At 49.8% G+C, this 22,379-nt stretch carries 24 protein-coding genes, 1 tRNA gene and 1 other annotated feature; of the genes, 14 read left to right on the top strand and 11 right to left on the bottom strand.

Annotated elements, in window-relative coordinates:
• Nucleotides 1-103 precede the first annotated feature (103 nt).
• Entirely contained in the window at nt 104-1,573 is a 1,470-nt protein-coding gene (locus IQ256_RS06810) for a hypothetical protein (RefSeq protein WP_193854785.1), read from the top strand.
• Here the strand turns inward: IQ256_RS06810 and IQ256_RS06815 are convergent.
• From IQ256_RS06815 to trxA, 4 genes are all read right to left on the bottom strand, one after another.
• Entirely contained in the window at nt 1,570-3,009 is a 1,440-nt protein-coding gene (locus IQ256_RS06815) for an FAD-binding domain-containing protein (RefSeq protein ID WP_193854786.1), read from the bottom strand. The genes IQ256_RS06810 and IQ256_RS06815 overlap by 4 nt on opposite strands.
• A gap of 213 nt (nt 3,010-3,222) precedes the next feature.
• Nucleotides 3,223-3,774 (bottom strand): NUDIX hydrolase, encoded by a 552-nt coding sequence (locus tag IQ256_RS06820; RefSeq protein WP_193854787.1) that lies wholly within the window; start codon nt 3,772-3,774, stop codon nt 3,223-3,225.
• Nucleotides 3,775-3,862: 88 nt separating this feature from the next.
• Nucleotides 3,863-4,462 (bottom strand): 2-amino-4-hydroxy-6-hydroxymethyldihydropteridine diphosphokinase, encoded by a 600-nt coding sequence (gene folK, locus IQ256_RS06825; RefSeq protein ID WP_193854788.1) that lies wholly within the window; start codon nt 4,460-4,462, stop codon nt 3,863-3,865.
• Between the two features lie 70 nt (nt 4,463-4,532).
• A complete protein-coding gene (trxA, locus tag IQ256_RS06830) occupies nt 4,533-4,862 on the bottom strand; it encodes a thioredoxin (RefSeq protein ID WP_193854789.1) in 330 nt (109 codons plus the stop codon).
• Nucleotides 4,863-5,087: 225 nt separating this feature from the next.
• On the opposite strand from trxA, the gene fabG reads away from it, so the two are divergent.
• Nucleotides 5,088-5,837 (top strand): 3-oxoacyl-[acyl-carrier-protein] reductase, encoded by a 750-nt coding sequence (gene fabG, locus IQ256_RS06835; RefSeq protein WP_193854790.1) that lies wholly within the window; start codon nt 5,088-5,090, stop codon nt 5,835-5,837.
• A gap of 36 nt (nt 5,838-5,873) precedes the next feature.
• Here the strand turns inward: fabG and dcd are convergent, their stop codons facing one another.
• Entirely contained in the window at nt 5,874-6,473 is a 600-nt protein-coding gene (gene dcd / locus IQ256_RS06840) for a dCTP deaminase (RefSeq protein ID WP_193854791.1), read from the bottom strand.
• A gap of 4 nt (nt 6,474-6,477) precedes the next feature.
• Nucleotides 6,478-7,056, bottom strand: a complete 579-nt coding sequence (locus IQ256_RS06845) for a cob(I)yrinic acid a,c-diamide adenosyltransferase (RefSeq protein ID WP_228024640.1) — start codon at nt 7,054-7,056, stop codon at nt 6,478-6,480.
• A gap of 263 nt (nt 7,057-7,319) precedes the next feature.
• Between IQ256_RS06845 and rph the strand changes: the two genes are divergently transcribed.
• Both rph and IQ256_RS06855 read left to right on the top strand, forming a co-directional pair.
• The gene (gene rph, locus IQ256_RS06850; protein WP_193854792.1) at nt 7,320-8,051 is read left to right on the top strand and encodes a ribonuclease PH; all 732 of its coding nucleotides are present in this window, start codon (nt 7,320-7,322) and stop codon (nt 8,049-8,051) included.
• A gap of 89 nt (nt 8,052-8,140) precedes the next feature.
• Entirely contained in the window at nt 8,141-9,268 is a 1,128-nt protein-coding gene (locus IQ256_RS06855; RefSeq protein WP_193854793.1) for a hypothetical protein, read from the top strand.
• Nucleotides 9,269-9,330: 62 nt separating this feature from the next.
• On the opposite strand, the gene map is transcribed toward IQ256_RS06855, so the two are convergent.
• Nucleotides 9,331-10,161 (bottom strand): type I methionyl aminopeptidase, encoded by an 831-nt coding sequence (map, locus tag IQ256_RS06860; RefSeq protein ID WP_193854794.1) that lies wholly within the window; start codon nt 10,159-10,161, stop codon nt 9,331-9,333.
• Between the two features lie 283 nt (nt 10,162-10,444).
• Between map and rplS the strand changes: the two genes are divergently transcribed.
• The 8 genes from rplS to rplL all read left to right on the top strand — a co-directional run bounded on the left by rplS (nt 10,445) and on the right by rplL (nt 15,228).
• Nucleotides 10,445-10,807 carry a 50S ribosomal protein L19 gene (rplS, locus tag IQ256_RS06865; protein ID WP_006456480.1) on the top strand — a complete coding sequence of 121 codons (363 nt, stop codon included), beginning with the start codon at nt 10,445-10,447 and terminating at the stop codon, nt 10,805-10,807.
• 277 nt (nt 10,808-11,084) lie between these two features.
• Nucleotides 11,085-11,157 (top strand) — tRNA-Trp (locus IQ256_RS06870).
• Between the two features lie 93 nt (nt 11,158-11,250).
• On the top strand, nt 11,251-11,508 hold the full coding sequence (secE, locus tag IQ256_RS06875; protein ID WP_193854795.1) for a preprotein translocase subunit SecE: 258 nt from the start codon (nt 11,251-11,253) through the stop codon (nt 11,506-11,508).
• 165 nt (nt 11,509-11,673) lie between these two features.
• A complete protein-coding gene (gene nusG / locus IQ256_RS06880; RefSeq protein WP_193854796.1) occupies nt 11,674-12,327 on the top strand; it encodes a transcription termination/antitermination protein NusG in 654 nt (217 codons plus the stop codon).
• Nucleotides 12,328-12,499: 172 nt separating this feature from the next.
• On the top strand, nt 12,500-12,925 hold the full coding sequence (rplK, locus tag IQ256_RS06885; protein ID WP_006456636.1) for a 50S ribosomal protein L11: 426 nt from the start codon (nt 12,500-12,502) through the stop codon (nt 12,923-12,925).
• A gap of 197 nt (nt 12,926-13,122) precedes the next feature.
• Nucleotides 13,123-13,842 carry a 50S ribosomal protein L1 gene (gene rplA, locus IQ256_RS06890; protein ID WP_370623363.1) on the top strand — a complete coding sequence of 240 codons (720 nt, stop codon included), beginning with the start codon at nt 13,123-13,125 and terminating at the stop codon, nt 13,840-13,842.
• Between the two features lie 149 nt (nt 13,843-13,991).
• Nucleotides 13,992-14,215, top strand: a sequence feature (ribosomal protein L10 leader region).
• Nucleotides 14,216-14,255: 40 nt separating this feature from the next.
• Nucleotides 14,256-14,777, top strand: coding sequence for a 50S ribosomal protein L10 (gene rplJ / locus IQ256_RS06895; protein ID WP_193854797.1), 522 nt, complete (start codon nt 14,256-14,258; stop codon nt 14,775-14,777).
• 67 nt (nt 14,778-14,844) lie between these two features.
• Nucleotides 14,845-15,228 (top strand): 50S ribosomal protein L7/L12, encoded by a 384-nt coding sequence (gene rplL, locus IQ256_RS06900; RefSeq protein WP_193854798.1) that lies wholly within the window; start codon nt 14,845-14,847, stop codon nt 15,226-15,228.
• Nucleotides 15,229-15,325: 97 nt separating this feature from the next.
• Here rplL and IQ256_RS06905 read toward each other — a convergent pair whose 3' ends face one another.
• Nucleotides 15,326-15,805, bottom strand: coding sequence for a hypothetical protein (locus IQ256_RS06905; protein WP_193854799.1), 480 nt, complete (start codon nt 15,803-15,805; stop codon nt 15,326-15,328).
• A gap of 29 nt (nt 15,806-15,834) precedes the next feature.
• Nucleotides 15,835-17,031: a glycosyltransferase gene (locus IQ256_RS06910; protein ID WP_228024642.1), complete on the bottom strand. Its 1,197-nt coding sequence runs from the start codon at nt 17,029-17,031 to the stop codon at nt 15,835-15,837.
• A 66-nt stretch (nt 17,032-17,097) separates the two neighbouring features.
• On the opposite strand from IQ256_RS06910, the gene shc reads away from it, so the two are divergent.
• The gene (gene shc / locus IQ256_RS06915) at nt 17,098-19,089 is read left to right on the top strand and encodes a squalene--hopene cyclase (RefSeq protein WP_193854800.1); all 1,992 of its coding nucleotides are present in this window, start codon (nt 17,098-17,100) and stop codon (nt 19,087-19,089) included.
• A 484-nt stretch (nt 19,090-19,573) separates the two neighbouring features.
• Nucleotides 19,574-20,476, top strand: coding sequence for a LysR family transcriptional regulator (locus IQ256_RS06920; RefSeq protein WP_193854801.1), 903 nt, complete (start codon nt 19,574-19,576; stop codon nt 20,474-20,476).
• A 16-nt stretch (nt 20,477-20,492) separates the two neighbouring features.
• On the opposite strand, the gene IQ256_RS06925 is transcribed toward IQ256_RS06920, so the two are convergent.
• Entirely contained in the window at nt 20,493-20,699 is a 207-nt protein-coding gene (locus tag IQ256_RS06925; protein ID WP_193854802.1) for a hypothetical protein, read from the bottom strand.
• Between the two features lie 119 nt (nt 20,700-20,818).
• On the bottom strand, nt 20,819-22,156 hold the full coding sequence (locus IQ256_RS06930; RefSeq protein WP_193854803.1) for a TldD/PmbA family protein: 1,338 nt from the start codon (nt 22,154-22,156) through the stop codon (nt 20,819-20,821).
• Between the last annotated feature and the right edge of the window lie 223 nt (nt 22,157-22,379).

Genomic DNA, 22,379 nt, shown 5'->3' on the forward strand with positions numbered 1-22,379 from the left:
GGTTTAGAGAGGGTCAACCGGGCAACTGTCTGGTTGACCTTTTCGGCTTTAGAATACTGTCGTGCCTTCACCTAATAGCTCTGCTACTTGCTAATACCTGCTAATGAAAGAAACTCAATCTATCGCTCGTTCAGTCACCGAAGCTAGAGAAACGCAGCAAACGCAGCACTGGATAGAAAAGCTACAAAGCTATCCTGCCCTCAAAGAACAGGTTGTCAATTTTGTTTTTGATGCGGAAGATGAGATCGCGGTTTCGCTAGAAAAGTTCTCAGCCAAACAGCTCTCTCGCTGGGCGACGCCAAAGCTAGTAGGTCTTGATCGTACAGAGCTAGCAACCGACATGTTTATCACCGAGGGCCAGGTAAAAGGTCAATTCGTTATTCAGCAGTTCATAGCGGCTGATTCGGCTCTGGCAAGCGAGGTTCAAGCATGGCTAGGTCAGTGGACAAACAGCTTCACCGGACTGTTTGAAGTAACAGACGTAAAAGCCGTGGATGCAGAATTAGGCCAGGTAGGTAATCGATACCAGTTGATGAACTGGCTGACCGAGAAAAATTACGGTGTCTATCCAAACAGCCTGCAGTCCGCTGAAATGCTGAAGCGTCTCAAGGTGGGTGAGATCGTATTGGCGAGACTCGTTCCACTAACCGCTGATGAATGGACATTTTCGGGACCAATCACATTGCTAGGAAAATTAGGAAAGCCCAAGCTAGCGGTCGCTATTGGTAACTTCAAAAAGTGGTTTCCAGAACAGCTCTATGGCGATGCCCCTGAACTCAAAGAAGCTGCGTGGGATTCGGTAAAGCAGCAGTACGAGGATTTTATCGATATTTTTGGGCCAACGCCTGTGACCTTGCCAGGGGAGGAACTGAATGAAAAACTGCAGGCTTATCAACAGGAATCTACAGAAAAGCAGCTAGCTGATGCTGGCATAGACAGTGACAAATCTTTTCTAGAGATGGCGAAAGCCCAAAACCTTTCGGATGCAGAAATCGACGAGGCGCTAGCGGCAGTGGGCGACGACAACAAGGCAGCAAAGGCAATATTGACGAGTAAACAGTCAATTAAAATGGTGATGCCAAAAGTAGAGCTGCCTGACAATCTACGCAAGGCTCAGTCGGTAACGGTGTTTTCTCATCCTCGCTGGGGGCAGTCGTTTTTACCGGACTATCACAGATTAGAGACGTTGGTGAATATAAGTGAGGGCGATCGCACTGAAGAGAACACAGCAGAGCTGCGATCGCTCGTGCTCAAATATTTAGAAGACGAACAGGTCAACGCCCATGTCTGGCAGCACATGCAGCAGCGCTTTGGGAAAACGATTGAACCGTTAGTCCAAGCACTCACAAAATCACCCGAACTGGACATTCAGACAGACTTTGAGCAGATGCTCGCTCGCTACGACAAGCCCCTAGCTCCTACGCTGCCAGAGAGCGCTAGCGTACCAATTCATCTACATAACCTGTTTCAAGTGGCGCTAAAGCAGGTAGGAAAAAGCGCTAGCGGTGAAAAGACATCCAAGAAGAAATCAGCTAAGAAAAAATCAGCCAAGAAAAAAACAGGCTTCGGTTAATTCTTTTGGGCCTTGTACCTTTCTTTAAAAATAGCCTGCTGTTCTTTATGATCGACGACCTTCGAAGGATAGCCCGTACCCTCCAAATCTTCTGGGTCAATCTTGCCGCTGACTAGCGCCCCCGTATCCAGATGACGAATCTCAGGTAGCCACTGACGGATATATTCAGCCTCTGGATCGTACTTCTTAGCCTGGCTTGCTGGATTAAAGATCCGTAGAGGTTTGGGGTCCATACCACTCGAAGCGCTCCACTGCCAGCCGCCATTGTTAGCAGAGAGATCGCCATCAAACAGGCACTGCATAAAGTACTTTTCGCCCCAGCGCCAGTCGATGATTAAATCTTTGGTCAAGAAGCTAGCGACGATCATGCGGCAGCGGTTGTGCATCCAGCCAGTTTCATTGAGCTGTCGCATGGCAGCATCTACAATCGGGTAGCCAGTTTTGCCCTCACACCAGGCTTGAAAAAGATCTTCGTCATTGTCCCAAGGAAAATCTTTCAGCGGTTCGCGGTAGGGGCCTTTGGCCAAACCTGGAAAGGTATACATGACGCTTTGGTAAAACTCTCTCCAGGCCAGCTCCTGCTGCCAGGTGCGAATGTTATTACGGGTTTCTTCGCTACGCGCCCGGCTATAGGCATCGCTGGCGTGTTCCCAAACGGTGCGAATGCCGATCGTGCCAAACTTAAGCGCGGCGCTAAGCGTAGAAGTGCCTGTAATAGCCGGATAGTCACGCTGCTGATCGTACTGCGCGATCGCCCGTTGATCGTCGCAAAAATCTTCCAACTGAGCCAGCGCAGCGGCTTCTCCCGGTTCTAATAAGAGCGGGTTATCCCACTCATATCCCAACGCTTCGGCAGTAGGTAAGTCAATATTTCCAGCTTTGTTAGCCAGTGACTTCTGATGGGGGCTCAGGCCAGTGACTTCGGTCAGTGCTGGGGCCGGTGGCTGCTTTTCTTGTTCGATCCACTTGCGCCAAAATGGCGTATAAACCTTGTAGGGATCGCCTGCTCCAGTTTTAAGCGCGTCGGGTGGATGAAGCAGCTGATCCCAGTATTGCGTCGATCTTTCGATGCCTTCATCTTTTAAAGCGTTGGCGACGTTAGTATCTCTTTCTCTAGCATAAGGCTCAACATCGCGGTTCCAGTAGACAGCCGTAGCTTCTAAGGCGCTGGCCAGTTTAGGGATGGCTTTTTCGGGCTGACCTTTAAAGATGAGAAGCTCACTGCCAGCGGATTTATAGCTGGCTTGCAATTCAGCTAGAGAGCCAATCATGTAGGTAACGCGGGCTGGGGCGATGTCATCACCCTCTAAAATGCCAGGATCTAGGCAGAAGAGGCCAATGACCTTCGAGCTACGTTTTCGCGCCGCCGCCAGTCCTAAATTGTCTCGAACTCGTAAATCCCGCCGATGCCAAAACAGCACCAAATCGTCCGCCATAGCCTGCACTTGATGAAAAAGTATCGGGGTTTAGTATAGCGAGATTGGCTTCGACTCCGCTCAGCCTACGGGTTGGAATCAGAAAGCGAGATTGGCTTCGGCTCCGCTCAGCCTGTAGGTTGGAATCAGAAGTAGGATTGAGAAACTTTGATTGAGAAATTTCGAGGACTGGGCGAATGTCTGAGCGGAGCCGCAGTCCAGTCTAGATAGGCTCTAGATAGACAGCGCTGACCTAGCCATATAGAAAGCGGCGATAGACTTGGCATCTATAGGAGTGCCAGACAGAATCTCTTTTTCTAAAGTCTCTGCATCCATTAGTAAGACTTCGAGGTCTTCGTCTTCTTCTAGCTGAGGACCGTCGGGCAGCTTCTCTAAGTCAGTTGCCAGGTAGGCATAGATAATTTCGTCAGAATAGCCAGGCGCGTTGGGAAACTTTCCCAGGCTTTTCCACGTGGCTGCTTTATAGCCAGTTTCTTCTTGAATCTCTCTTTGAATCGTTACCAGTGGCTGCTCATCGATTTCGACAGTGCCCGCTGGAAATTCTAGCAGGCGGGCTTGCAAGGCAAAGCGATACTGACGGACTAAAACAAATCGATTATCGTTTGTGATCGGAACAGCCATTGAGCCACCTGGATGCCGAATACATTCCCAATCACCGACTGACTTATTTGGTAATCGAAACCTAGAGACCTCGAAGTTGAACTTTTTGCCTTCGTAAAACAGGCGGTGCTTCAGCAGCTGAGGCGGTTCTTGTCCAAAGGGCATGGCGATGCGGTTCTGAAGGGGCAGTTTTGAGAGGGTAGTTTTGAGGAGCCAAGTTTGATAGCTAGTTTAGTGCTTCTAGTGACTAGGTCTATACCGTCTGCGACTCGTAACTTGACTCATAACTTGACTCGTAACTTGTAGGTGGGGCGGGGCCGATTTTCTCTGTGGCCTGATCTAGCGCTTGCTTTGAGAGCTTCGCTAAGCAAGCTTCTATCGTGGTTTGAAAGATGGGATGCTGCCATTTGGGGGCGATGTCTGTGAGTGGCACTAGGACGAAACGCCTCTCGTGTAGCCGAGGGTGAGGAATGGTGAGTCCGGGGATATCAATAATGTGACTGTCGTACAGCAGCAGGTCAAGATCTAACGATCTAGGGCCCCATCTTTCTTTTCGCACTCTGCCAAATTGTTTCTCGATGGCGAGCAGGTGGCGAAGCAGCTGCTGTGGGGATAGCGCCGTTTTGATAGTGATACAGGCATTGATATAGTCGGGCTGAGGCGGACCAACGGCAGCGGTTTTGTAGAAGGGCGACCTGGCTACCACGGTGGTATGCGTGGCGCTATCAATCACCTCAATCGCCGCCGATAGAGTCTTTTGCGACTCTCCTATGTTGCTGCCCAGCGCAATGGCTGCCGGTAGCCAGGTAGTGCGATCGCGATCGTCGCTGTCGGTTTTAGACAAGTAACTCATCGAAGTGCGCGAGAAAGGAAAGCACTGGGGAAGAAGTTTCTCTCCCCCAGCTTTAAGTGATCAGACCCAACTAAGCGTCTCCGTTGAGGACGCCTCTGACCCGGCTAATTAGCTGATCTGCGGTTAGAACCCCTTCAATGCGATCTACGGGCTGACCACCTTTAAATAGAACCATCGTTGGCAGTGCATGAATATTGTGCTGGGAGGCGATTTGGGGATATTTCTCAGTATCGACTTTGGCAATTTTGAGCTCACCCTTCATCTGCGCGCCAACATCGACCAAGATCTTCGCCATCATTTGGCAAGGACCGCACCAGTCAGCATAGAAATCAACCAAGACCGGCTGCTCAGCGCTACCTACCAAATCCTCAAAACTCTTGAATTCCTGTTTGACTGCCATAGACTTTAATAAAACCTAGAAAAAGAACTTATCTATGCTAGACGCCCACTTAAACGGTGACGCCTTTGCACCGCAATAATTTAAGACTACGCAATAAATTGATAGACGCAATAGACTGACCCAGCCGAAACAGAGGAAGTAGGCGAAGCAGTAATTGATTCACTTCCCCTCTGCGGCTTACAGTGATTGGGCTGAACGCACGTATTTTAAGGAAGCAAAACCATCATGGCTAGAGCGCTAGACGGGAAGGTCGCCATCATTACTGGCTCATCTAGAGGAATTGGCAAAGCGGCGGCTTTAGCACTAGCTGAGCAGGGCGGCAAGATTGTGGTGAACTATGCCCGTTCTAGCGAGGCGGCAGATGCGGTAGTAGCGCAGATTGCAGAATCTGGAGGAGAGGCGATCGCGCTCCAAGCCGACGTCTCTAAATCCGATGAAGTCGATGCCCTAATCCAGTCCACAATGGACAAGTTTGGCCGCATTGACGTACTAGTCAACAACGCGGGCATCACCCGCGATACCTTACTCCTACGGATGAAGCCCGCCGACTGGCAGGCTGTCATCGACCTTAATCTTACAGGCGTATTCCTTTGCACCCGCGCTGTCAGCAAGATCATGCTAAAGCAGCGCTCGGGTCGAATTATCAATATCTCTTCTGTTGCTGGACTGATGGGTAACCCCGGACAGGCGAACTACAGCGCTGCCAAAGCAGGCGTTATCGGCTTTACCAAAACCATCGCCAAAGAACTGGCACCACGGGGAGTGACTGCCAACGCGGTTGCGCCTGGCTTCATCGCCACTGATATGACAGGCGATCTAAAAAATACCGAAGAAATTCTCAAATATATTCCTCTAGGCCGCTACGGGCAGCCGGAAGAAGTTGCAGGTCTGATTCGATTCTTAGCATCCGATCCGGCTGCGGCCTACATTACTGGTCAAGTGATGAATGTAGACGGCGGTATGGTGATGCATTAGTTCTGAGCCGTGGCGTGAGCCCTGATAGGTAACCTTCTACACGCGGGCAATCGTGACTGCTTCGGGCTGGTCTTGATACTTCCCTCGCCTGGTATCGTAGCTGACCTGGCAGGGTTCACCTTCTAAAAACAAGAGCTGGACAACGCCTTCGTTGGCATAGATCCGACAGTCGGCGCTAGAGGAATTGGAAAATTCTAGGGTGAGATAGCCACGCCAGCCGGCTTCAGCAGGGGTGAGGTTGGCGATAATGCCACAGCGAGCGTAGGTACTTTTGCCAATACAGATAGTGGTGATGTTGTTTGGCATCTGTAGTCTTTCTAAGGCAACGCCTAGCCCATAAGAATGCGCTGGCAAGATGAAATAGCTGCCGTTCTGGTCTGTTTTGAGCTGTGTGGGTTCTAAATTCTCAGGGTTGAAGTTCTTTGGATCGATGACGGTACCGGGAACATGCCGAAAGATCCGAAACTCGTTAGGCGAAAGGCGAATGTCGTAGCCGTAAGAAGAAAGTCCGTAGCTGATAACAGGCGTTTCATGCCCATCATTAGGTAGCTGCGCGCGGCGAATCAGTGAGGCTTCAAAAGGAGAAATCATGCCTTCGCTAGCGGCCTGCTTGATCCAGGCATCATTTTTGATCATCGACTTATACCAGGTAGTTACGGCGGAACTGGGTGACCTGATCGGCCACCTCTAAGAGCGACTCTGGCATTTGCGCGCCAGTAAAAATAACTTCTACATGAGAGGGGCGATCTTTGATCAAGGTCAGCACTTCATTTTCTAGAACCAGCCCGAAGTCAATCGCTAGACTCAGCTCATCCAGGACGATCAATCCGTATACGCCACCCCGCACGGCAAGCTGCGCGTGTGCCCACAGTGCTTGTACCGCCGCTCTAGTCTGATCGTCGACTTCTGGTCCTTTTATACAGGTCAGACTGCCACAGCGCACCCAGTCGAGATTTTGGCCCATGCTCATAGGATTTTCAGGCCCCTGACCGATTCCCCCTTTCAAAAACTGCATAATCAGCACAGGGAGCCCCTGCTCTGCTACGCGCATCGCCTGCACCATCACGTTGGTAAAGAAGGTGCGATGCTGTGAGGTAAAGACCTGCACGCTACCTTCGATCGCGCTAAGCAGTGGATGTCGTAGCGGATGACCAATGGCCGAAATGGTGGCTGGACCGTTATCTAGCGAGCTAGGCAGTACTCTAAGCAGGGAACCCATGAAGCGATGGCAGCGAAATAACAGGTGGCAAAGCAAAGCGCGCTTAGCGTGACGACGTAGCTTCGACCAACCAAATATAGCGTAGCGGATGTCTTTTACAAGAAACAATACGCTATATGTCGAAACTGAGCCCTAAAGCGGCGGCGATCGAAACTGAGGCAGTCTCGGCGTATGATTCAACACAGATTCCCTAATTCTCAGTGCCGTTCTATTCCTTAGCTCAGTAATTCCCCATCCCTTAACTCCCAATCCCCCGATCCCTTATGCCCTGGCAACGCCCTGACCAACGACAGCCCGATCAGCTCCGCCCATTCAAATTCGAGCGCCAATTTACCCACTATTCAGCCGGATCGGTACTAGCTCACTGCGGCGATACCAGAGTGCTATGTACGGCGTCGATTGAAACGGGAGTCCCTCGCTTTCTCAAAGACTCTGGGCAGGGATGGCTGACAGCGGAGTATCGGATGCTACCGGGTTCGACCCAGACCCGGAAGTCTAGAGAGTTTATGAAGCTCTCAGGGCGCACCCAGGAAATTCAGCGGTTGATCGGACGCAGTTTACGAGCGGCGCTAGATATGGAGGCGCTAGGCGAGCGAACAATTACCATCGATGCGGATGTATTGCAGGCGGATGGTGGCACTAGGACAACCGCTATTACTGGCGCGTATGTGGCGCTGGAAGATGCGATCGCCCACCTGATAAAAACTGGTGAACTCACAACCTCTCCTTTGCGTCATCAAATTGCGGCCATCTCGGTCGGCCTACTAGAAGGCGATCCTTTTCTAGATCTGAACTATCCCGAAGATTTTGCCGCTGATATTGACTTCAATGTGGTGATGAATGAGAAGCTAGAATTCATCGAAGTGCAGGGTACGGCTGAAGCGGGTAGCTTTACGCGATCGCAGCTCAACGCCATGCTCGAATACGCCGAGAAAGGTATCTCGCAGCTTATGCAGCTACAAAAAGCGGCGTTAGCTAACGGAATTGCCAGCTAGCTGAGGACGCCTAGAATATTGAACCTACAGGCTCTTAAAGGGTAAGCATCTTCGCTATCCTTGGTACTACGAAGATCGCACATTTTCCTATGAAGCTCGTTCAATTCATTCGCCCTCTTTTTCTGGTGGCTCTTGGTCTGCACGCGCTAGTGCTGTTCTTACCAACGGGCGAGGAATCAGAAGTAGCTGTCGTAGAAGATCTATCTTTTTCTGATGACTCGGATCTGTTGGATTCTACCTCAGATAATTTGCTGAGAAGGCCGTTGGGCACACCAGCCTCGGATCAGCTACCTATTGCCAACCCAAGTTCGGTAGCGATCGCGAGCCGGAAAGCTGCCAAGCCGACTGCCGCACGCATGCCCGCGCAGACTCAGACTGCGGTTCGGCGTACCAGTCCCTTGGCCAGTCAAACAGCTAGTCCACAAACTAATCGTCCTGCTGACGGCGACAATAACAGCTCGACTGATCGCAGTAGTGAATCACCTACCAACGATTCGCAAACTGAAGACCCCTCAACAAGCGTCACCGACCAGCAAACACCCGCTACTAATCAGACTAGACGCCGCCGTCCTCCAACCAACAACATTCCTAATCTTTCTAGCACCGCTACTAATAGTCCGTCAGATAATGGCCAGACGGCTAGTCGCCAGACAACCACAGGCGCTGATGGAGAAACTGTACTTTCTGCGGCGAATCTAGCAGCAAAACTTACAAACCCAATATCAGATGAGCAGCTAGAGTCTTTACTCGATCAGATCAGCGATCTAGCTGCCTCTTTGACATACAGTGAGGAAAATACAGACGATGCCAGCGCTAGTCAAAATCGAATCGACTGGCAGGCCGATATTCAAAGGCAGGCTAACGTTGGCAAGATAGAGAGCATCGCGCCAAGGGCGATCGCAGATCTTACCGAGATCGACTATCCGATTGAGTCGCCAAAGCAAGCTGGGATGAAAGCGCGATCGCTCAGCCTCTGTTTGGAAGAAACCCCCCACAATGCCGAAGTCGGTGTCCGCTTCGACTCGCAAGGCAACGTGGCAGGCAATCCCCTTCTGGTCCGCAGTACCGGTTACGACGCGCTTAACGACGAAATTATTGCTACCGTCATCAGCTATGACGACTTTCCACCCAACCGTAATTCCAAAGCCTATCTCTTGGAATTCGAGATTGATTACGACGCTGAAGCCTGCGTCAGCCTAGAAGAACTAAGAGAATAGTCCAATATCAAACGACTGAAGCTAGATTTCGAACTCAGGAATTCTAGAGTTTCAAGATAAACCTAGACCCGATCGCGGTCAGTCAAAATCTCATGTCCGCTCTCAGTCACTAATACCGTATGCTCCCACTGTGCAGACCAAGTGCGATCTAGCGTAACCACCGTCCAGCGATCGCTCAAAGTCCGCGTGTGCTGACTGCCCGCATTCAAAATTGGCTCAATCGCCAGCGTCATCCCTGCTTTCAAAGTCACATTCGGAGCCTGATTAGTGCGAAAGTTGAACACGGCTGGCTCCTCATGCAGATTGCGGCCCACGCCATGCCCGGTAAATTCTTCTACGACGCTAAACCGGTTCTCTTTCACCGAATCTTCTATAGCCCCAGCAATGTCTAGCAGCGTATTACCTGGCTTTACCTGTTCGATCCCGGCATATAGCGCTGCTTGAGCCGCCGCCGCGAGCCGCTGGGCCTCTGGCTTCACCTTCCCTACAGAAATCGTGATACAAGAGTCGCCATGAAATCCATCAAAGTAGGCACCCGTATCAATCTTGACTAGATCGCCATTGTTGATTTTCTTTCGCTTGCGAGGGATGCCATGAACAACTTCATTATTCACACTCGCGCAAATAGAGGCTGGAAACCCGTGATAACCCTTGAAGCTAGGCGTTGCCCCCATCTCACGAATCCGCTTCTCAGCGTAATCATCCAAATCGGCAGTGGTCATTCCCGCTGCAGTGAGATCGTTGATTTCCTTTAGCACCGTTGCCACGATCTTAGAAGCCGCTCGCATCTTTTCAATTTCCATCTCTGACTTCAGCTCGATGCGTCTGCCCGACATCCCTTGAAGCGCGGGCGGGAAAGATATCTTGGGCAATAGGTTGGTCAAAAAATTCATGGAATTGACTACTAAAAAGGCATATTGGCGCAGATATATCGTAACGGTTCTGAGGGTTGAAAACGGAACAAACTCCCAACAGCCCTCTAAAAGCAAACATTACGCAAGAGACATTTCGCAGGCAGGTCGCGCTAGATAAGTTCTAGACTAGATAGGTAAAGGCAGTCAGGGAATTGCCAGCAGGCAAACCTAGAAAACTTATGCCTGCCTCTTTCAAAAAAGGTCTCAACTTTCTGCGTTTATGCTATATCCTTAAAGACTGTGCGCTTTTACAAAGGCTGAGATGAACGCTGAAGCAATAATTCGCTCAATTGAAGCGGAACAAATTAAAGACGATCTACCCAAGATCTATGTTGGGGATACGATTCGTGTCGGTGTACGAATTGTTGAGGGCGGCAAAGAGCGCGTCCAACCCTACGAAGGGACCGTCATTGCGATGCGTAATGGCGGCATTAATGAAACCATCACCGTTCGTCGCATCTTTCAAGGCGTTGGCGTAGAGCGGGTATTTTTGCTGCATGCTCCAAGAGTTGCTAGTATTAAGGTGATTCGCCGAGGTAAGGCGCGTCGGGCGAAGCTGTATTACTTGCGCGATCGCATCGGTAAAGCAACTCGCCTGAAGCAGCGCTTTGACCGCTCTCTCTAACTCAGAAGGCTAGTCTCAGAAGGCTAGTTTAGAGAGCTTAGTTTAGAGGGTCTAGTCTGGAGAGCCTAATTTAGAGAGCTAGCTAAAGCAGTTGGCTTTTGAACAGTTAGATTAAAAACTCTATTTTCCAAGGCTCGATTTCAAGCTCTTCTATTCAGGCTCTCCAATCTTATTGTGTAGGTTGAACCCAACTTCTCATCTTATTGGTAGGGCTTACTATCGGGGTTCATCGGTTGAGTCTAATTGGTTGGGTGCGCCCCGTAGCCAACCGACGTATGCGTCCTTAGTTCAGTTGGTAGAACGTCGGTCTCCAAAACCGAATGTCGGGGGTTCGAGTCCCTCAGGGCGTGTTTTCCCATACTTTATGTGTTTTACGCGCTTTAATTGATTAGAGTGCTTAAGTTGAGTGCTTACTGTTGTGGGTAGGCAAGGAATCATAACCAGTGGCTAAAAAAGATACCAAGCAGGCCGAGAACAAAGGCAAAGCCAGTAAGAAACCCGCTGAGCTTGAGGCAAGTGAGGGATTTAGCGCTAATGCCTTTGCTCAAGGTACTCGCGAGGAGCTTACCAAAGTAATCTGGCCAACCCGTCAGCAGTTAATTAGCGAATCGGCAGCGGTGATTCTGATGGTTGGTCTGTCTGCAACGCTAATCTACTTTGTAGATAAGCTGTTTGGCTGGGCCTCGCGCCAGGTTTTTTAAGTGCCTACCAGATTTTTAAGCGCCTGCTTTTTGAGGGCCATCTCTTACGCTGTACTGAACGTCGGCGGTAGAGGTTTTTCATCCAGCTAACATAATTGTCTTTACACAGACCTATTTAGATTTTTAACGAATTAGATTTTTTAGCGAACTTGAGCGAGTTTGATTATGGCTGCCGACGATCTTAACTACGACGAGTCTCAAGCCCTTGAGGAAAGAGAGTCCGAACAGGGAGAAGAAAAAGTAACCGTACGGACCCAAAGACCTCGCTGGTACGCAGTGCAAGTCGCCTCTGGATGCGAGAAAAAGGTCAAGCTCACCTTGGAGCAACGGGTAAAAACCTTTGATTTATCTAATATAATTTTGGAGGTAGAAATTCCTCAAACGCCTGCCGTCAAAATGCGAAAAGATGGCAGTCGTCACAGCATCGATGAAAAAGTTTTTCCAGGGTATGTCCTGATTCGGATGGCCCTAGATGATGACGCCTGGCAGGTCGTCAAGAACACGCCTCACGTCATTAACTTTGTAGGTGCAGAGCAGCGCCGGGCGCAGGGGCGAGGTAGAGGCCATGTCAAGCCTATGCCCTTAAGCGCTGGCGAAGTCAAGAGAATCTTTAAGCAGACCCAAGAGCAAGCGCCCGTTGTCAAGATCGATATGGCAGCAGGTGATAAAATCACTGTGCTTTCGGGTCCGTTTAAAGACTTTGAAGGCGAGGTGATCGAAGTGAGCCCAGAGCGCAGCAAGCTGAAGGCTTTGCTCTCTATCTTTGGTCGCGATACGCCCGTAGAACTTGAATTTAATCAAGTGAAAAAAGAGTCGTGACTTCGACTCCGCTCAGCCAACGGGCTGGGCTTCAATCGTGGCTGAGGTTATCTTTGGCCACTAGGCTGAGGATTCCTATCTATTCCGAGCTGTGGGATAGATAAAGTCGTAGGCCGCTTCAGGTCTGCTTGTAAGAGTAGACCCGTTTGTTTAAGTAAGTAAGAGTTAATCAATGGCAAAAAAGGTAGTTGCGCTCATTAAGCTAGCGATTCCCGCTGGCAAGGCGAACCCTGCCCCACCGATTGGTCCCGCTTTGGGTCAGCACGGGGTAAACATCATGGCGTTCTGTAAGGACTACAATTCCAGAACGGCTGACAAGGCAGGGTTGATTGTTCCGGTTGAAATTTCTGTTTTTGAAGATAGAAGTTTTACCTTTATTCTCAAGACCCCTCCGGCGTCCGTTTTGATCAAGAAAGCGGCCAAAATCGAAAAGGGTTCAGGCAATCCTAGAACTGAGAAAGTTGGATCGATCACCCGCGCTCAGTTACAAGAAATTGCTGAGACGAAAATGCCTGACCTCAATGCTAACGACATTGAAATGGCGATGAACATCATTGAAGGCACCGCGCGTAATATGGGCGTTGAGGTCGCAGGTTAAATTGGGCTCTAGCCTGATCTTCGAAACTCATAATTGGAGATTCGCAGTTTCAAACTTTCAAGATCTTCAAGGAAACCCTTTAGACAAGAAGATCGCTCTAAGCACTAGACAGAAAACTAGACAGAGCACTAAGTAAACACTATCGGGGCAGAGACGGTCGTCTCGCTACTGACCCCATCAGAAAAATCATGGCAAAGATATCAAAGCGCATGCAGGCGCTATACGAAAAGGTAGATGCCGAGCTCGACTATCAACCTTTAGAAGCCGTTAGTCTACTCAAGGAAACGGCGACTGCAAAATTCACTGAAACTGCAGAAGCTCATATTCGATTGGGCATTGATCCTAAGTACACCGATCAGCAGCTACGCACAACCGTTGCCTTGCCCAAAGGCACTGGACAAGATGTGCGCGTAGCCGTCGTCGCCCGAGGCGAAAAGGTGAATGAAGCCAACGAGGCGGGTGCTGCGATCGCAGGCTCCGAAGAGCTGATTGAAGACATCAGCAAAGGCATGATGGATTTTGATGTGCTAGTGGCTACGCCAGACATGATGCCTAAAGTGGCGAAGCTGGGCCGGGTACTAGGTCCGCGTGGACTCATGCCTTCACCCAAAGGGGGAACCGTCACTTTTGAGCTAGCCAGTGCAATCGAAGAATTTAAAGCAGGTAAGCTTGAATTTCGTGCTGACAAAACCGGCATCGTTCATGTTAAATTTGGTAAGGCTGATTTTTCAGCTGAGGATCTGCTAGAAAATCTAAAGGCGCTACAGGAGACGATTGATCGCAACCGACCTGCTGGTGCTAAAGGACGCTTCTGGCGGTCGGTATCTGTCTCATCGACGATGGGACCGTCTATCTCAGTAGATATTTCGGCCCTGCGCGATCTAAAGCTAGATGAGATGCTTTCTAGTGAAAGCTAAGCGGGCGTGCTTCTTGTAGACCGCTCGATGCTGAGTTGCTTGATACTAAGTCAATCGATGTATGAAAGCGCTGTAGCAACGCAGATGAAAAAGTAATTTAGTATTGGAGCCTTTTGCAGGTTCCGAAGCGCGTATAGCTCACACTCTCTAACAATCGAATATAGCGACCAGAGACAGTAGGTGCCAAAGACGATACACGTCATAGCTACTTCAACTATCAGTTTTATGACTGTTAGCGATTTCAGCAATGACCCCAGAGTCTAAGGCTTAATTTCCTACCGAGGTTTGCGATTGATAGCTGAGCCTTTGTGCAATATTGCCTCGATACGTATGCCCCGATCTGGTTTCTAGATTGGGGTTTGTTGTTGGTGAGGGACACGCGAAAAATCTAAACAAAGAGGAGGTGAAATAGAATGGGAAGAACGCTAGCGAACAAACAGGCACTCGTTGCCGATCTAAAGGATATTTTAGACGAGTCTGAATCGGCTTTTGTGATCGACTACAAAGGGCTATCGGTTGCCCAGATCAGCGATCTGCGTAATCGTCTGCGCGAGTCTGGTGCGGTGTGCAAAATCTCTAAGAACACATTGCTCAAGCGGGCGATCGCCGACCAAGATCAGTGGCAAGAGCTAGAATCTTTGCTAACAGGCACATCTGCTGTCTTGCTAACCAAAGAAGACATTGGCTCTGCGGTTAAAGCCTACAAAAAGTTTCAGAAAGATACCAAAAAAACTGAGCTGCGTGGCGGTGTCTTAGAAGGCAAACTGCTGAGTCAAAAAGATGCTGAAGCATTGGCTGATCTGCCAACCAAGGACGAGCTTTACGCAAAAATTGCGGTTGGCATCAACGCGGTGGCAACGAAGCTGGCCTTGGGCATCAAAGAAGTTCCGGCTTCGATTGGCCGTGGGATCAAAGCTTATGCCGAGAAGGAATAGCTTTCCACAAGAACAAAACAGCTATCTGACAATCAACTAACCAACAACCATTAAAGGAGAGACATTCATGTCTACTGCAACTGACGAAATTTTGGAAAAGCTGAAAACCCTATCTTTGCTAGAAGCCTCTGAGCTGGTTTCTCAGATTGAAGAAGCGTTTGGCGTGAGTGCGGCTGCACCTGTGGCAGTAGCTGGCGGTGGCGGTGGCGCGGCGGCGGCTGAAGAAGCTGAAGAAAAGACTGAATTCGATGTGGTCTTGGACGAAGTCCCTGGCGATAAGAAGATCGCTATTCTGAAGGCGGTGCGCTCGATGACTGGATTGGGTCTAAAGGAAGCGAAAGGGATGGTCGAATCTGCGCCAGTAACCGTTAAGGAAGCGGTTGCTAAAGACGCTGCGGAAGAAGCCAAGAAAACTTTGGAAGATGCAGGCGCTAAAGTTACCGTTAAGTAAGCCAGATATAGGCTGGAGATGAGGCTAGCAATACCGAAATCTACCTTTGTGCTCCTTCCCAAAGGAGGTCACTTTAGGCGATTCCAGTTAACGATAGCTAAGGGGAGTCAGTATTGCTGTCTCCCTTTTCTGCATTTTGGAACGATTGTTCAACGAATTGGGTAAACGATTCAAATTCGATAAAATCTTGCTTTAGATCTGGCCATTCTCGATAGATCAGCTGACAGCGGAGGGTTCTTTGCATATCCTTGCGCCAGACGTTCCAAATCGAAGCATCAAGATATTTCTGATAGGCCAGATAGTCTACAGATTGAATGACGAATAGGTATCGACGGACGGCTGCAGTTAGTTCGGGACTACGTGGTGGCAACTGACTGTCATCGAAACGGTTGTAGAAGGCGTTGTTCGGAAAATTTTCTACAGCCTTCTGATGGCGCTCAGAATAGAGATTGTATGTATCAACGTTCCATTGTCTTTTGCTAAGTCTGGTATTAGAGCGAATGGAGAGAGCTGCAAAGATAACAGACACCACGCCAGCAATCTGTGAAAGTTGAGCAGTCGTTTCGAGCCAGTTCATGTTCAGTTCTCTGTGGAAGACAGTATCCCTTAGCTAGCGCTGCGATCGCTATATATTCGCCCTTTCCACTCGCTGCCGCCGCCTATCCAGTATTGCCGCGCCGAGTCAATGGTCATCAGCGTGTAGAGTAGCGCAATGATCGGCAGGGCAAAAGCCATCCAATACGGACTTTTATACAGGCGGAGTGTGGGCCAGTAGGCGAGTGCCATCATCAGCCAGCCGAGTAAGCCAAGGAGCGCGATCGCCCACTCTCCTATCACCATACCGATCAAAAATCCCAGCGGCGGTGTCCAGTATACCAACGCCATACCGATCACTGTTCCTGCTAACAGCAAAGGAGAGTAGTTGAGCTGCGTGTAGGCGCTCCGGGCTACCATTTGCCATAGACTGCGAAAGCTAGGATAGGGGCGCAGACTTTTCACCTCATTGCTGAGGCCCAGCCAAATCGGACCGCCTGCTTTCACGGCGGCTCCTAGCGCGCAGTCATCAATGAGAGCCTTTCTGATAGTTTGAAGTCCATTAATCCGTGAAAGCGCTTCAAACCGTAGCAGCACACAGCCGCCCGCCGCCGCCGCCGTTTTCTTATTAGGATTGTTGACCCAAGGAAAGGGATAAAGCAGTTGAAAAAAGAAGATAAAGGCAGGAATCAACAGTTGTTCCCAAAAGCTCTGAGTCCGCAATTGCACCATCAAAGAAACAAGATCTAGCTTTTTTGTTTCTGCCTTTGCGACTAGTTGTTGTAGATTTTCAGAAGGATGTTCAATGTCTGCATCGGTGAATAGTACATATTCTGGGGGGCTTGCCTGCCGCTGCAAGTCTCGAAAACCTTGTTCTAGCGCCCATAGTTTGCCTGTCCAACCTGTTGGCAGAGCTGTTCCTAAGAGAACAGTGAGAATTTCTGTTTTATTAAGTGACGCGGCAGTTTGCGTGGCGATCTGAGCAGTTTTGTCCGTACTTTTGTCATCGATCAACAAGATAGAAAGTTTTCCCGGATAGGACTGGCTGAGGTGCGATCGCACTACTCTTTCAATCAAATCCGCCTCATTTCTAGCCGGGATCACTACTGCGACTGCAGGCCACGTGCCCTGCAATTCGGCCATTTGCGACTTTTTATCGCCTAGCTGCTGGTCTGCTCGCCAGAACTGGCCCCACAACAGCAGTAGCCCTATCCAAATGATCGCGGCGACAGCGCTCAGCCATAATAAAGCAGTTTCCATTTTATCCATTGAAGAATTTGCATTATGCTATCTCAATAACGCCCCCTGACAATGACGATCTAGCCCCAAAACTACATGTCAATTCCATCTCCTTTGCAAACGAAGACACTCTCTTCGAGTATTCACAAAACAATTGAAGCAGCCCAACAACATCTACTTTCTATTCAAACGCCAACGGGCTATTGGTGGGCCGATCTTGAATCAAATGCCAGTATCACCGCTGAAGTTGTTTTGTTGCACAAGATTTGGGGGACGCTAGAGCGTCAGCCTTTGGCCAAACTAGAAAATTACCTCCGTTCTCAGCAGAGGATGCACGGTGGTTGGGAGCTTTACTGGAACGACGGTGGCAACTTAAGTACTTCTGTAGAAGCGTACATGGGCTTGAGATTGTTGGGCGTTCCGGCTAGCGACCCAGACTTGGTCAAGGCAAAGCAATTTATCTTGCACCGGGGCGGCATTAGCAAAACTCGCATCTTTACTAAATTTCATTTAGCGCTGATCGGCTGCTATCGCTGGCAAGGACTGCCTTCTTTACCCGCATGGGTGATGCAGTTAGAGCAACCATTCCCGTTCAGTATCTATGAGCTATCTAGCTGGGCTAGAGGCAGTACAGTCCCGTTACTCATTGTCTTTGATAAAAAACCTGTTTATTCTGTTCAACCTAGCGTTAATCTCAACGAACTCTTTGCTGAAGGCGTTGAGAATGTACGCTGGGGATTAGAAGAAAAAGGGGACTGGAGTGATGCCTTTCTGTGGCTAGATAAAGCCTTTAAACTAGCTGAATCGGCTAATCTTGTTCCTTTTAGAGAAGAGAGTATTCGCAAAGCGGAAAAGTGGATTTTAGAACGACAAGAGCCTTCTGGAGATTGGGGCGGCATTATTCCAGCGATGCTAAATTCTATGCTGGCGTTGCGGGCACTGGGCTATGACCTTAGCGATCCGGTCGTGCGCCGTGGATTTAGTGCCATTGATAATTTCATGGTGGAGTCAGAAACAGAATGCTGGGCACAGCCTTGTATCTCGCCAGTATGGGATACGGGACTGGCAGTGCGATCGCTCACCGACTCTGGACTTCCATCAGATCACCCAGCTTTAGTAAAGGCGGGTCAGTGGCTACTAGATAAACAGATCTTAAGCTACGGCGATTGGTCAGTCAAAAATCCTCAGGGTCAGCCGGGAGGATGGGCGTTTGAGTTTGAAAACAGCTTCTACCCTGATGTGGACGATACAGCAGTGGTGGCGATGGCCTTGCAAGATATTACACTGCCTGATGAGCTGTTGAAAAGACATGCGATCGCCCGCGCCGTGCGCTGGATCGCTACCATGCAGTGTACAACCGGTGGCTGGGCAGCCTTTGATATCAACAACGACCAAGATTGGCTCAACGACATTCCCTATGGCGATTTGAGAGCCATGATTGACCCGAGCACTGCCGACATCACGGGCCGAGTGTTAGAGATGCACGGTCGATTCGCCAATGACCTGGAGCTGTCCAACAGCTATGCCGCCGATCTCACTGCTTACCGACTCTCTAGAGGGCTCAGCTATCTGATCAAAGAGCAAGAATCAGACGGTAGCTGGTTTGGTCGATGGGGCGTCAACTATATCTATGGCACCGGGCAAGCACTTTCAGCGCTAGCACTGATTGCCCCTGAACGCTGTCGTATTCAGATAGAGCGGGGTATCGCCTGGTTCGTTAGCGTTCAAAATGCAGACGGCGGCTGGGGTGAGACTTGCGAGAGCTACAAGGATAAAAGTCTCAAAGGAAAAGGCATTAGCACGGCTTCTCAAACGGCCTGGGCGCTTCTAGGTTTACTAGATGTCGGCTTTTGCCTGAATCCAGTTGCCAAGGCTGCCGTAGACAAAGGCATACAGTACCTGGTAAACACTCAGATAGACGGTACCTGGCAAGAGGAAGCTTTCACTGGCACTGGCTTTCCTCAGCATTTCTATCTACGCTATCGCCTGTATTGCCACTACTTTCCGCTGATGGCCTTAGGGCGATACCAACAGATGATAGATACTGAACCTATGAGTTCGTATTCAGGTTCTTTGACAGCGCGCTGAGCTATTCGCGTCCTGAGCTGTTCTACTTCGGCTGTGCTAAGACCCGTGCTCTGGGAGATGTTCCTAACTGCAAGCTGATCCAAGAGCAACCGGGTGAGCGCTCTTTTCTCCTCTCTTCGACCTCGCTCTTTTAGCGGATATATCATCAGGCCATCTAGGCGAAGCTAGTTGTTATTTGATATATAGCAATGCGCGGATGCATACTCTTCGAGAAGGTAAAGCCCACGTGCAATTGCTATGCACTTTGCATTGTATGACAAGGGCTGTAGCCTTTCGGGGTGTAGTAAGCAAAGTGCGAAAAGCTATAGGCACTGTACTTTTCGTCTCTATGACAGCTATTGCAAGCGAGCCATTTGCCTGAATTATTTGCTGAGTCAGTAGTCATTTATTGAGCCAGCATGCAAGGTCAAACTAAGCCAATACGAATGAGCGAACTATATAGAACTGTACATCTTAGTTTCTATAGGCTCGCTATACTGTCGGCATGAAAAGTAACGCTCAAAATAGAATTAAGCTTTCTCAGCTACAGATCTTAGTAGCGGTGGCGGAGTATGAAAATTTTAGTGAGGCAGCGCTGAGTTTAGGCATCTCGCAGTCGGCGGTGAGCCACGCGATCGCCTCTCTAGAAGACTACCTCGGCATTGTTCTATTCAATCGAGGCAGACATGGCGCAACCCTGACAGCAGTAGGCGATCGCATCCTCAAACATGCCAAAACAATCACCAGCAGCACAGATGCAATTCTACAAGAGGCGACGGCTGCTAAAGGATTAGAAAAGGGACAGGTGCGTATTGCTAGCTTTCGCAGCGTCTCTACTCACATTTTGCCTAGGGCAATTAAAGCGCTCCATCAAAAGCGGCCAGGTATCACGCTGAGCTTGACTGAACACGACAGTAACAAAGCAGTTGAACAAGCCCTAAAAGAGGGCCGAGCAGATATTGGGATTGTGCTAATGCCAGCTGGGAAAGGGCTCACTGCCTGGGAGCTGCTACAGGATGAGTTTGTTGTTCTTTTACCACCTGACGCTAAGCTTGAAAGCAACAGTCTTACCTGGAGCGAACTCTCGAAACAGCCTTTGATTATGTCGCCAGTCGACTATCCGGCGATGCGTCCGGTGTACGAACACATCAATGCGCTAGGCTACTGGCTGAATGTCGTCAACGAAGTCGAAACCGATGCGGCTATCGTTAGCCTTGTAGAGCAGGGCATCGGTGGCACTATTTTACCAAGGCTAGCGGCTGAGCCTATTCCTGCTACGGTTCAGGTGTTTTCTTTGCCTGAGCCCTTGATGAGAGTGATTGGGGTGGCGATCGCGACAGAAACCTTGCAGCCTCCCCCTGTTTATGCCTTGCTAGAGATGCTGAAGGACGTGGCAGTAAGCAGTTAATACCGCCTAAACTTCTCTAGATGAAAGGATCGGCCATCGCTGCGGAGAGATCTAACAGTTGCTGATAGTGCCAGCCAACGTCATTCATTTTGTCGTTTCCTTTTTTAGAAGACCTATTTATTTCTTCTGTCCCGTAAGATTGCTCAAGGCTCTTTGAAAGATGCACCAGCTGAGCAGTGTCCCAGAGAGTTGCTTTCGAGGGTTTTATAGAGGGTTTCTTCATAGGATAAAGGCTTCCAAAGTAGCCTAACTAATGTACCCTCTCATCATAGAAAACCGTATTGAAATATACCAAAAATGGCCGTTATCCTCTCTATGAGAAGCTTAGATGGTGGCGTTTTCTCAGCCCGTCACGAAAAGACCCTCTACGACCACAGCGGGCGTGTAGGTAGAGCCATTCCACTGCCTGTCGCTACCTAGAGCAATCAGATTCTTCAGCGCCGAGTAGGCATTGCCAGAAACCATGGTGTCTTTCACTCGGCCAACGATCTCACCAGCCCTTACCCGGTAGCCCAGCTCCAAATTCACTGAGAGATTACCGGTGATATCACCGCCTTCTCCCATCATCTGATCGACGATGATTGCCTCTGTCTGCTGAGCGATCAGCGCCTCCCATGGTAGCTTGCCAGCGGTCACCAGTAGGTTAATTAGCCCTGGCGTCGGATATCCGCCTAGACCAGGTCGAATGCCGTTACCGCTAGATCCGCTGATACCTGGCATCTCTGCACTTAATCTGGCTGTCGAACCGGTTGTCAAGTCTGTATACCAGCTTTTGACTACGCCTTTTTCCACAAAATCAATTGACTGAGTTAGCACACCCTCATCGTCAAAAGGACAGCTATAGGGACCTACATGAGGATCTTGGCGTAGCGTAATGGCTGGCGAGATGACGTGATCGCCCCATTTATCTCCCCACGGCGACGTGCCTTCTTTCACGTTTTTTCCATTCAGCGCCGATCGCAGCGTACTCCAAAGCAGCCCCGCCGCTCTAGCGGTAAAAATTATCGGTACCTGACCACTGATCGGGGCCACCGTCCGCTGAGCCCAGTCCATTCTTTCGATAATGCTGCTGGCGGTTGCCATCACGTCTATGCGATCACGTCCGATCACGCCATCGCCGACGCTCAAAAAGTCGTCCTGGCCGATCAGCTCAGCGTTGAGATAGCCACCTAGCGTCGTATCTTGATGGCGATAGTCTAGCCCCTCAGAATTAAGCAAGCGAGTGGTTTCTACATTGCAAGATAGCTCTGCCTCGCAAACCGCTTCTGGAAAGTGTTCCTTGATATGGGCGATCGCGGCCCAGCCCTGATCGATTAGCTGCTCAATTGGCACTGACTGTCCAATCTGGCCAAAGTCCTTTTGCTCACCGCTCGCTAATCTTGGTGTTTCCGGTTGATTCAGTTGGCTTACTGCCAGCGCCTTTTCGATCAGCACGGCGGGCTCTACTGGCCCATAGCCCACCGCCACACCAGGTTTGCCGTCTTTCCACAGCCGTAGAGACACCCCTTCGGCCTGCGTTGTCTCAACCTGCTTCAGCCGATTGCCTTCAAAGATAGCTGGCCGATCGAACGAGCTAGACTGATAGACTTCTACTGCCTGAGCGCCCTGTGTCAGAGCGCCTTTCAAAAGCTGCTCTGGCAAATCAGCAGCAAAATCATTCCCTTTTAGTATCTCGGCCATCATCTTTCACTGTGCTTAGAAGTTCCAAGTGTATCTAAGATAGAACTGTATATTCACACTCGCGACCAGGCTTTTCAAGGAGCGGATAGCGTAAAACTAAGAAACTACTTCGGTTTGCTTAGGTGCAGCATTACGGGAAGCTTTGAAGCCATGCAGCGTCTCAAGCAGCAGCATCTGCGATACAAGACAGCGGAACTAGTCGCTGTTTAGCGGTGGTATAGCT

The organism is cf. Phormidesmis sp. LEGE 11477, from assembly GCF_015207105.1.
Lineage (GTDB): Bacteria > Cyanobacteriota > Cyanobacteriia > Phormidesmidales > Phormidesmidaceae > Phormidesmis.

Coding starts and splice junctions, on each gene's coding strand:
- IQ256_RS06810 (WP_193854785.1), top strand. CDS start 104: ATGAAAGAAACTCAATCTATCGCTCGTTCAGTCACCGAAGCTAGAGAA.
- IQ256_RS06815 (WP_193854786.1), bottom strand. CDS start 3,009: ATGGCGGACGATTTGGTGCTGTTTTGGCATCGGCGGGATTTACGAGTT.
- IQ256_RS06820 (WP_193854787.1), bottom strand. CDS start 3,774: ATGCCCTTTGGACAAGAACCGCCTCAGCTGCTGAAGCACCGCCTGTTT.
- folK (WP_193854788.1), bottom strand. CDS start 4,462: ATGAGTTACTTGTCTAAAACCGACAGCGACGATCGCGATCGCACTACC.
- trxA (WP_193854789.1), bottom strand. CDS start 4,862: ATGGCAGTCAAACAGGAATTCAAGAGTTTTGAGGATTTGGTAGGTAGC.
- fabG (WP_193854790.1), top strand. CDS start 5,088: ATGGCTAGAGCGCTAGACGGGAAGGTCGCCATCATTACTGGCTCATCT.
- dcd (WP_193854791.1), bottom strand. CDS start 6,473: ATGATCAAAAATGATGCCTGGATCAAGCAGGCCGCTAGCGAAGGCATG.
- IQ256_RS06845 (WP_228024640.1), bottom strand. CDS start 7,056: ATGGGTTCCCTGCTTAGAGTACTGCCTAGCTCGCTAGATAACGGTCCA.
- rph (WP_193854792.1), top strand. CDS start 7,320: ATGCCCTGGCAACGCCCTGACCAACGACAGCCCGATCAGCTCCGCCCA.
- IQ256_RS06855 (WP_193854793.1), top strand. CDS start 8,141: ATGAAGCTCGTTCAATTCATTCGCCCTCTTTTTCTGGTGGCTCTTGGT.
- map (WP_193854794.1), bottom strand. CDS start 10,161: ATGAATTTTTTGACCAACCTATTGCCCAAGATATCTTTCCCGCCCGCG.
- rplS (WP_006456480.1), top strand. CDS start 10,445: ATGAACGCTGAAGCAATAATTCGCTCAATTGAAGCGGAACAAATTAAA.
- nusG (WP_193854796.1), top strand. CDS start 11,674: ATGGCTGCCGACGATCTTAACTACGACGAGTCTCAAGCCCTTGAGGAA.
- rplK (WP_006456636.1), top strand. CDS start 12,500: ATGGCAAAAAAGGTAGTTGCGCTCATTAAGCTAGCGATTCCCGCTGGC.
- rplJ (WP_193854797.1), top strand. CDS start 14,256: ATGGGAAGAACGCTAGCGAACAAACAGGCACTCGTTGCCGATCTAAAG.
- rplL (WP_193854798.1), top strand. CDS start 14,845: ATGTCTACTGCAACTGACGAAATTTTGGAAAAGCTGAAAACCCTATCT.
- IQ256_RS06905 (WP_193854799.1), bottom strand. CDS start 15,805: ATGAACTGGCTCGAAACGACTGCTCAACTTTCACAGATTGCTGGCGTG.
- IQ256_RS06910 (WP_228024642.1), bottom strand. CDS start 17,031: ATGGATAAAATGGAAACTGCTTTATTATGGCTGAGCGCTGTCGCCGCG.
- shc (WP_193854800.1), top strand. CDS start 17,098: ATGTCAATTCCATCTCCTTTGCAAACGAAGACACTCTCTTCGAGTATT.
- IQ256_RS06920 (WP_193854801.1), top strand. CDS start 19,574: ATGAAAAGTAACGCTCAAAATAGAATTAAGCTTTCTCAGCTACAGATC.
- IQ256_RS06925 (WP_193854802.1), bottom strand. CDS start 20,699: ATGAAGAAACCCTCTATAAAACCCTCGAAAGCAACTCTCTGGGACACT.
- IQ256_RS06930 (WP_193854803.1), bottom strand. CDS start 22,156: ATGGCCGAGATACTAAAAGGGAATGATTTTGCTGCTGATTTGCCAGAG.